General features: G+C 69.0%; 9 protein-coding genes. 3 read left to right on the top strand and 6 right to left on the bottom strand.

Annotated elements, in window-relative coordinates:
• Positions 1–464 precede the first annotated feature (464 nt).
• Genes ACWCQS_RS41030 through ACWCQS_RS41015 form a run of 4 tightly spaced genes read right to left on the bottom strand, consistent with a single transcriptional unit; the run spans position 465 to position 2,763 of the window.
• Complete coding sequence (locus ACWCQS_RS41030) at positions 465–1,232, bottom strand: DUF899 domain-containing protein (RefSeq protein ID WP_451009225.1); 768 nt, start codon at positions 1,230–1,232, stop codon at positions 465–467.
• A gap of 54 nt (positions 1,233–1,286) precedes the next feature.
• Complete coding sequence (locus tag ACWCQS_RS41025) at positions 1,287–1,952, bottom strand: copper chaperone (RefSeq protein ID WP_451009224.1); 666 nt, start codon at positions 1,950–1,952, stop codon at positions 1,287–1,289.
• Positions 1,953–1,991: 39 nt separating this feature from the next.
• Positions 1,992–2,342, bottom strand: coding sequence for an ArsR/SmtB family transcription factor (locus ACWCQS_RS41020; protein ID WP_451009223.1), 351 nt, complete (start codon positions 2,340–2,342; stop codon positions 1,992–1,994).
• The gene (locus ACWCQS_RS41015) at positions 2,329–2,763 is read right to left on the bottom strand and encodes an SRPBCC domain-containing protein (protein ID WP_451009222.1); all 435 of its coding nucleotides are present in this window, start codon (positions 2,761–2,763) and stop codon (positions 2,329–2,331) included. Before ACWCQS_RS41015 ends, ACWCQS_RS41020 begins: the two co-directional genes overlap by 14 nt.
• A 384-nt stretch (positions 2,764–3,147) precedes the next feature.
• Here ACWCQS_RS41015 and ACWCQS_RS41010 point away from each other — a divergent pair, with 384 nt between their 5' ends.
• Positions 3,148–3,639 carry a hypothetical protein gene (locus ACWCQS_RS41010; RefSeq protein ID WP_451009221.1) on the top strand — a complete coding sequence of 164 codons (492 nt, stop codon included), beginning with the start codon at positions 3,148–3,150 and terminating at the stop codon, positions 3,637–3,639.
• Positions 3,640–4,604: 965 nt separating this feature from the next.
• Here ACWCQS_RS41010 and ACWCQS_RS41005 read toward each other — a convergent pair.
• Positions 4,605–5,297, bottom strand: a complete 693-nt coding sequence (locus ACWCQS_RS41005; RefSeq protein WP_451009220.1) for a DUF899 domain-containing protein — start codon at positions 5,295–5,297, stop codon at positions 4,605–4,607.
• A gap of 385 nt (positions 5,298–5,682) precedes the next feature.
• Between ACWCQS_RS41005 and ACWCQS_RS41000 the strand changes: the two genes are divergently transcribed.
• Complete coding sequence (locus ACWCQS_RS41000) at positions 5,683–6,258, top strand: hypothetical protein (protein ID WP_451009219.1); 576 nt, start codon at positions 5,683–5,685, stop codon at positions 6,256–6,258.
• 44 nt (positions 6,259–6,302) lie between these two features.
• On the opposite strand, the gene ACWCQS_RS40995 is transcribed toward ACWCQS_RS41000, so the two are convergent.
• Positions 6,303–6,506, bottom strand: a complete 204-nt coding sequence (locus tag ACWCQS_RS40995; protein WP_451009218.1) for a hypothetical protein — start codon at positions 6,504–6,506, stop codon at positions 6,303–6,305.
• A 150-nt stretch (positions 6,507–6,656) separates the two neighbouring features.
• On the opposite strand from ACWCQS_RS40995, the gene ACWCQS_RS40990 reads away from it, so the two are divergent.
• Positions 6,657–7,802, top strand: a complete 1,146-nt coding sequence (locus ACWCQS_RS40990) for a serine hydrolase domain-containing protein (protein ID WP_451009217.1) — start codon at positions 6,657–6,659, stop codon at positions 7,800–7,802.
• The last annotated feature ends 295 nt before the right edge of the window (positions 7,803–8,097 follow it).

Here is an 8,097-nt window from a genome sequence, read left to right as displayed (position 1 = left end):
CTTCACCACCAAGCCAACCGAACCCGAACCACAGATCACCCCACAACCGGAACCGAAACAGCTGCCGTGACTACACCACCCCGCGGGACATGACCGCGCAGGGCGTATGCCGCCAACGGTCTCAGTCCTCTCCGGGCCCAGCGGATGCAGGGAACGGCCGCCACATGCCCGCCACTTGACATGCCGACGCGGTGGCCGGCGTCGTGAGCTTCTAGCACCTCTGATCAGCCAAGCGATCCTATGCGAACCGAACCATGCCGGGCTGCCTGTCCGTTGGACTTCGGTGCGGGCCGTGCGGTGCGCTGCGAGTCACGAGCGCTGCGCCCCCACGTCGACCTTGTGGCCGCTGCGGGAAGGCCGCGCTCAACTCGTCGTCTTCGCCCACCGCAGCGGCCTGACCCAGCCGCTGCAGCGCCACGCGCCGGTACGGCCTCCGGGATGCCGGAACTTGGTCGACCCCGCGCTCACCGGTTGTCGTACTCGTCGTGGCGGCGCCACCAGAAGCCGGTCTCGTTGCGGCCCAGCGGCGCACGGTCGAGCCACTGGTACATGCCCCACAGGGCGTCCAGCCCGCGCGCGTACGCCGAATAGGTGTGGTAAACCTCGCCGTCCTGCAGCGCGAACGCACTCACGCCGGGCCCTTCCCGCCGGTAGGTCTCCCAGTCCGTGCCGACGATCGATCGGCTGAAGGCGTCGCGGGAACTCTGCTCGTCGTCCGACGCCGGCCGCATGTCCTCCTCACCGAAGTTGTACGCGACGAGTCCCGCTTCCCACTCCTCCTTGGTGTGCGCCACCCCGAAGTCGAAGTTGAAGTCGCTGCCGTAGGACGACGCCCACGGGAAGGTCCAGCCCATGCGCTGCCGGTAGCCGTGGAGCTTGGCGAGCGGGGCTCGCGACACCGCCCAGAGCATGACGTCGTGCTGGGCCAGATGGACCACGGAGCCGTTGAAGCCGTCGGCGATCGCCGAGCAGGACGGGCATCCGGCGGTGTAGTCGGGCCCGAACATGAAGTGGTAGACGAGCAGCTGCGAGCGTCCCCGGAACAGGTCGGTGAGCGATGCCGTTCCCTCGTCGGTCTCGAAGCGGTAGTCCTTGTCCACCCGGGCCCAGGGCAGCTCCTGCCGCCGCCGGGCCAGCTCGTCGCCGCGCCGGGTCAGCTCCTTCTCCGCCTCGAGCAGCTCCAGCCTCGCGGCGAGCCACTCCTCGCGTGTCCCTGTCTTGTGACCGGTCATCGCCTGTCTCCTTGCCTTGTTCTGCCTTGTCATGCCTTGTCCTGCCGCGCGTCGCTACATCGGCGGTGGCGTGGGCCCCGGAAGCAGTGAGGGTGCGACGACGATCACGATGCCGAGCCCGACGATCGCCAGCGCCAGCGGTACATCGATCGCGGTCTTCGCGGGCAGCAGCTTCTGCGCGGAGACGAGGGCGGCGACCAACGACATCCACAACACGCTCATCACGCCCAGCACCACCAGCATCGCCATCAGCCCGATGCTCGATCCGGCGCAGTACAGCCCGAACCTCAGCCCGGAACCGGCGACCTCGTGGCAGCGTCGCCGACAACGCCGCTTGACCGGCGTGAGCTCATAGGCGCCCGCGATGATCACCACGGCGCCGGCGGCCGGTGATCCGTGCGGCCGGTCCAACGCGTACGCCACGACACCGGCGAGCGCCCAGACGGCGAGGTAAGCACCGGTGAACGGCAGCGCGCCGCGCACCCTGCCGACCAGGCGGACGTGCCAGGCGACCGCTGGAGCCGCGCCCGGCAGCATCATCGCCGCCATCATCGTCATCCACGTCGCGGCGAAGAATCCGAACGAGCCGGGTCCGGTCGCGACCCCCATGTCCATGCCGTGCATCAGCCGGACCGCGGCCACCCAGCATGCCGCGGCGAGCCCGAGCGTCACCCCCAGCACCATCGCCGGGGCGCTCGGGCGCCGGATGTCCACGTTCACCGTCGGCTCTCCCACCGGTGTGTCAGGCGGCGGTCCTCGTCACGCGGATCCGCGCGCCTGCTCGTCGAGGTGATCTTTCAGGGCGCCGAGCTGGCTGTCCCAGTCGCGAGCCAGCGCGGCCAGGAACTGCTGCGCCACCTGCATCGGTGCGGACCGCAGCCGGTACCGCACCCGGCGCCGCTCACCCGGTTCGGCCGTCACCAGGCCGGCATCGGCCAGCAGGGCCAGGTGTTTGGCGATCGCCTGCCGGGTGATCGGCAGCCGGCCGGCCAGGTCCGTGGCCGTGGCCGGCCCCCCTGAAGCCAGCGCGGCCAGGATGGCGCGCCGGCTCGGGTCGGCCAGGGCGGCGAAGACCTGTTCGGCGATCGCCTCGACGTCAGGCCGCGGCATCGAGGTAGTCGACCAGTTCGCCCAGTTCGCGCGCCCAACCCTCGGTGTGGCCGTCGTACTCCTTGCGGTAGACCTCGTCCGCGAGCTGGGCGAAGCCGGTCTCGACCACGGTGAGCCGGGTGCCGTTGCCGACCGGTTCGAGCGTGAACTCCACATAGGTCCGGCGCGGATCGTCCTCGGACAGTTCGGCCATGCGCCACGTGAAGCCGAACACCGTCGGCTCCTCGACCCGTTCCACCCGCATGTCGGCGGTGTGGCCGCCGTCCCACTTCATCCAGGCCGTGCCGCCCGGGCGGAGATCGATCGCGGCCTCGTTGCCGAACCAGGCGCTCAGTCCCTCGGCCGTGGTGAGTGCCGCCCACACCTTGGCCGGCGGGTGCGCGATCTCGATGGTCCGCTCGATTCGATCAGGGAATGCCATGTCTGCCTCCAGAGATATAGCAACTGTGTGATTGCGATAGTATGGCAACCAAGCGGTTGCGTCAACTGGATCGCTGTCCGGTTGCAGGCAGCCCGCCCCGTAGCACGACCCGGCCTCCCCTTATGTAGCGACACGCCGTGGGTCTGCATGGTGAGTGGGCATCAGAGGATCAACCAAAAGGGTTAATGTCGCATCAATCTGCTTTGTTCTTGGGGTACTTCACGCGCATCCGTGCCCCTGATGCGACGGCATATGGCGGCGGAAATACCCCGTTCGGCGCCTGAGGGCGGTCATTCAATATGACTGGTTCGTCTGCTTTAGGTAATTTTGATCACGGCCGGCTGACGAGCCGGTATCTCTGAGACAGCAGACAGGAGAAGCGATATGAAGGTCCCCCGTTCCACCGTGGTCACCGCTGGAGCTGCGGCCGCCGCAGCTCTGGTCGCGACCGGCATCACCTACGCATCGGCGGCCTCCGCCCCGGTGCCCCAGTCGGCCCCGGTCGTCGCCGCAGCGGCTCCTGCCGACGGCATGTCCGGGCAGGGCAAGGGCAACGAGGGCCGTGAGGGCCGTGGCCGTGAGGGCCGTGAAGGCGACTGGGGCCGGATCCTGATCAACGAGCGGTCCTACTCCGCCCACCCGGGCGACTGCATCACCGTGGTCAGCGGTCTGGGCGCCAAGACCCTGAACGTCCGCAACGACACGCACAAGACCGTCGAGGTCTTCCGTGGGGCGGTCTGCGACAACGGTGCTCCGGTCGCCGTCGTCGGTCCCCACAGCCAGAGCGACGGCGTGCGCGTGTGCCCCACCCATGAGATCCACGTCCATCACGGCGTGGTCGCCAGCTTCCGCGTGGTCCGGGACCGCTGGGGCTAGGCCGGCGTCAAGTGAATGATCTGGAGCCCCGGCCCGCCGGAATCGGGCCGGGGCCCAGTACTGACCACTGTCCGGCACCACACGCGCCGAACGCAGCCCGCCGGAGCGGGGCACCAGGCGCTGCCGGACTGCAGTCCGGGCGGCCGTCCTTTCGTTCACCCGGCCGATCCGCCTGGTGATGCCCGCCCGAACGCGTCCCGTCAGTTCCTGGCCCGACGTCGTGGCCGCCGGCTTCCTTTCCGGCGTTTCCCACCGCCGAACGGGTGAGACAGGTGTGAGACGCAAACTTGGGGCCGCTGCCCGTCCCCCTGGGTTGTGACCCGGGGCATGGACCAGGGATGATGTGTCACCTGGCCGGACGGCCGAGTCACGGCGACGACGGTGGCCTGCAGCCGGACGGCCGCATGGGCCAACTCTTGCGCTTCCGCATGCCCCGGAGGCCCGCCGACCGCCCCTCCTTGCGACGTCGGCCGCCGTCACCAGCACAGCAGCCACCGGCCGTCGCACCACACCCGCCCCTGGAGGGTGAGCCGTTCGTCGTCAGGCCCGACAAGGGAGCTGGGCGCGACCTGATGCAGTGTGTGGCCGGAGTGGCTCACCATGCGACCCACCGCGCAACGGCGTCCGTACCGAACAGATCGGCCATGGCCTCGCTGGGAGCGTTCAGCGGCGCGGCGGAGGAAACGCCGGAAGACGTCACGCGGTGCTCTCGTCCGGCAAGTGGCCTTCACCCGCTCGGAGTTGAGGCATTGATCACTGGGGCTGGACGGCCGAGGCCGGCGTTGAGGAGGATCTGACCGAAGCGGGCACGGCAATGGGCGGCTCCACGGGTGTCCGGAGTCGAACAACTGGCGGCGGAGACAGGTGAGTCGTTCGCCATGCTCCTCGCCGCGCACAGCAGGCCGGCGCTGTGCGCGACGACGCGGAGGCAGCCGATCCCCGTGGACTGCCTGGCGGTGGCGGTCCTACTCGTGCTGTCCCGGGCCGTAGAGTGCCGCGATGTCTTCGGAGGAGCTCCACCGGCTGTAGGTCGGATCCTGCGGCCAGCCTTCGGGCGAATCCTGCCAGTCCTCCTGTCGCCCGTAGGGCAACAGATCGATGAGCGAGAAGGTGTGACTGAGCTGTTCGACGCCACGACCGTTGGTGTGCCAGGTCCGGTGGACGGTGTCGCCGTCACGCAGGAAGACGTTGACGGCGAATCCCCCGCCGGGCGGTGCGCCGACGTCGCTTCCGAACGGACTGTTCGCCGTGGAGTACCAGGTCATGTGGTTTCCGACGCGCCGCTTGTAAGCGAGCGCGTCGTCGATCGGCCCCTGGGTGACGATGACGAACCGGGCGTCATAGGCGTCCAGGAACTCCAGCCGGGTGAACTGTGAGGTGAAGCCCGTGCAGCCCGGGCACTGCCACTGCTTCCCGGGGAACCACATGTGGTGGTAAACGATCAGTTGCGTACTGCCTTCGAAGACGTCCACCAGCCGGACCGGCCCCTTCTCACCCTCGAGGGTGTACTCAGGCATCCGGACCATGGGCAGGCGGCGACGCTGGGCGGCGATCGCGTCCAGTTCTCGGGTCGCGGCCTTCTCCCGGACGCGCAGGGCATCGAGCTCTCGTCGCCAGGTCTCGGCGTCGACGACGGGCGGTAGTGCGTTGGCGCTCATGATCCCTCACTGTCGTGTGCGCAGCCTGCGGTGCTGAGATGTAGACCCCGCCCGGCCGTCGAACTCATCGGCGTCCGGCGTGCGCGATCGGAACAGTCGCGAACGGCGACCCACTGCGATCAGTCGGCCGGTGCCGGCCAGGACCCCGTGGACCAGCGCCCCGAAGGCGGTCCATACCAGCGGATGACCGCCCACGGACTCCGCCGTGCGCACGGCCCGGGCCCTGCCCGAGGACCACCCGTCGATTCGCACCCAGGTGAAACAGTGGCAGCGGCATTCCCACGGTGCCGGGCCCCACCCCACCCCGGTGGGATGCAACCATGAAGGCGGTGCACCAAGAGCGGCAGTTCGCAGCGCCATCAGCTGCCGGAAGGAACAGGCGAAGATGAGCGAGCAGAGGGACCCCACTGCCTCCGCCGGTATGGCAGCCGGCGCCTTCTCACTGGACGGTGCCGCGCTGCGCCGCCGCTACCGGCGGGTTCTACGGCAGCTCGGCGTGTCCGTGCTGTTGCTCGTGCCTTGGACCGTGTACCTCGCGGTGTCATTGCCGGATCGCTTCGAGGCTCGGTACTGGCCCATGGTGTGGGTCGGCTTCGATGTCATGCTGCTGGTGTCGTTGGCCGGTGCGGGATTGGCGGTGTGGCTGAGACGGCAGGCCATGGTCCCGTTGTCGTTCGTGGCGGCCACACTGCTGATGTGCGATGCCTGGTTCGATGTCTCGTTGGACTGGGGAAGACCGGATGTGTGGTGGAGTGCCGCCTCAGCGGTACTGGTCGAGCTGCCTCTCGCCGTCCTGCTCATAGTGCGGGCGCGACGGGTGCTGAAGGTGTCGGCCCGTCTGGCCTGGCAACGGCTGGGTCTGCCGGGAGAGCCTCCGCCGTTGCACAGAATGCCGCTGTTCGTCGACATTGCGTCGGCGCCCGGCCGCGGGGCTGGTTCGACACGGGGCGAGAGCGCCTGACGGTGCTCGCTGGTGGATCTCGCCCATGCGTCCGTCGCTCACCGTCAGCTTCTGCCCTCCCGCCCCGTGGCATGCAGCGCAGCCCAGGCTCCTGACCGCCGTCCCTGCCAGTACGGGTGGAACAGCACCTCTGCCGACAGATGGATCAGTCGCTGCCGCAGCGTGGTGCGCGGGCGTACGGCGAGCTGCCGATAGATGGCGTGCCACTGCTCTTGTGCCTGGGCGAGGTCGTCGGGAATGGGACTCATGGCCGAATTCAATCACGTGTTCGATTTTCTTGGCATCCTGACGCGGCAGTGGTCTCAGAGCGGGCGACACCGTACGTTCACTGCTGCCGATGAGTTCCCGTCGACCCGGGAGTCGTACCCGTTGGACGAACCCCGACCGGAAGGCCACCGGTGAATGCTCTGCAAGACACCCTGCACCGGTATGTCGACGACGGGAGGGTGCCGGGCGCCGTCGGTCTCGTCGCCCGCGGCGATGACGTCGAGGTGGTGACCGCCGGCTCGGTGGACACCGAGGGCACCGCCCCGATGGCGAGGGACACGATCTTCCGTACCGCGTCCATCACCAAACCCATCGCGGCGGCGGCGGTCCTGATGCTGGTGGAAGAAGGGCGACTCGCCCTGGACGCTCCGGTCGAGGAGTGGCTGCCGGAACTGGCGAAACCGAGCGTGGTGCGCACCCCTGACGCCCCGCTCGCCGACGTCGTCCCGGCGACCCGCCCGATCACGGTCGAGGACCTGCTCAGCTCCCGCACAGGCTGGGGCTTCCCCGACGACTTCTCCCTCCCGGCGGTGCGGTCCCTCTTCACGGTCCAGAAGGACGGCCGCGCCCTGCAGGACTGGCCGGACCCGGACACCTGGTTGGGCCTGCTCGCGCAGGTACCGATGCTGCACCAGCCGGGAGACGCCTGGCTGTACGGCACCTCCTCCGACCTCCAGGGAATCCTGGTCGCCCGGGCGTCGGGCCGCATCTTGCCCGACTTCCTCGCGGAACGGATCTTCGAGCCGCTGGGCATGAAGGACACGGCCTTCGCGGTCCCCGAGGCGAAGCGGCACCGCTTCACCTCCTCCTATGCCCCGGCCCCGGACGGAACCCTGGAACTGACCGACACTCCCGACGGCCAGTGGAGCCGCGTCCCGCGTTTCCACTCGGGCGGCGGGGGACTGGTCTCCACGGCCGACGACTGGCTGGCCTTCGCTCGCATGCTGCTGAACGGAGGCGAGGGCAACGGCCACCGCCTCCTCACGCCGACCTCCGTCAGCCGCATGACCACCAACCACCTCACGGCCGGACAGCGCGCCGGCGCGACCCTCTTCCTCGAAGGCCAGGGCTGGGGCTACGGCGGCCAGGTCGACGTCATCTCGGCCGAGCCCTGGAACGTCCCCGGCCGCTACGGCTGGGTGGGCGGCACGGGGACGACGGCACACATCGTCCCGTCCACGGGCCTGGTCGCGATCCTCCTGACGCAGGTGGCGATGGAGAACCCGACACCAACGCCGCTGATGCGGGACTTCTGGAGGAGCGCGGCGCGCAGTTGAAGGCCGCCCGACCGGCTCGATGACTCGTCGGTGAGAAGGCGTGGCCCTCCCGGACAAGCGTCTCCCAGGGAAAGTGGCCAGCACCTGGGTCCGCGCTGAGCCGCTGCGCACCCGCCCCCTGGCCGCACTTCCGGTCGTCACCAGACACCGCCCCGATGCGGTCCTCGTCTGGTTCGGCGCGCACGCCGATCTGAACCCCCCCTGTCGACGACACCCGAACTGAAACTCACTCTCGAAGAACTGTTATCCGGGGCGCATCGAGTGATCTCCCAGGTATCGGACACAATCGTTCGGC

Source organism: Streptomyces sp. NPDC002076, assembly GCF_053593835.1.
The sequence above is the reverse complement of the archived record's forward strand: the minus strand, read 5'-3'. Positions and strand labels throughout refer to the sequence as shown.

Excerpts from the sequence above, each read along its gene's own strand:
- ACWCQS_RS40995 (WP_451009218.1), bottom strand. The coding sequence starts at position 6,506 with ATGAGTCCCATTCCCGACGACCTCGCCCAGGCACAAGAGCAGTGGCAC.
- ACWCQS_RS41005 (WP_451009220.1), bottom strand. The coding sequence starts at position 5,297 with ATGAGCGCCAACGCACTACCGCCCGTCGTCGACGCCGAGACCTGGCGA.
- ACWCQS_RS41000 (WP_451009219.1), top strand. The coding sequence starts at position 5,683 with ATGAGCGAGCAGAGGGACCCCACTGCCTCCGCCGGTATGGCAGCCGGC.
- ACWCQS_RS41010 (WP_451009221.1), top strand. The coding sequence starts at position 3,148 with ATGAAGGTCCCCCGTTCCACCGTGGTCACCGCTGGAGCTGCGGCCGCC.
- ACWCQS_RS41030 (WP_451009225.1), bottom strand. The coding sequence starts at position 1,232 with ATGACCGGTCACAAGACAGGGACACGCGAGGAGTGGCTCGCCGCGAGG.
- ACWCQS_RS41015 (WP_451009222.1), bottom strand. The coding sequence starts at position 2,763 with ATGGCATTCCCTGATCGAATCGAGCGGACCATCGAGATCGCGCACCCG.
- ACWCQS_RS41020 (WP_451009223.1), bottom strand. The coding sequence starts at position 2,342 with ATGCCGCGGCCTGACGTCGAGGCGATCGCCGAACAGGTCTTCGCCGCC.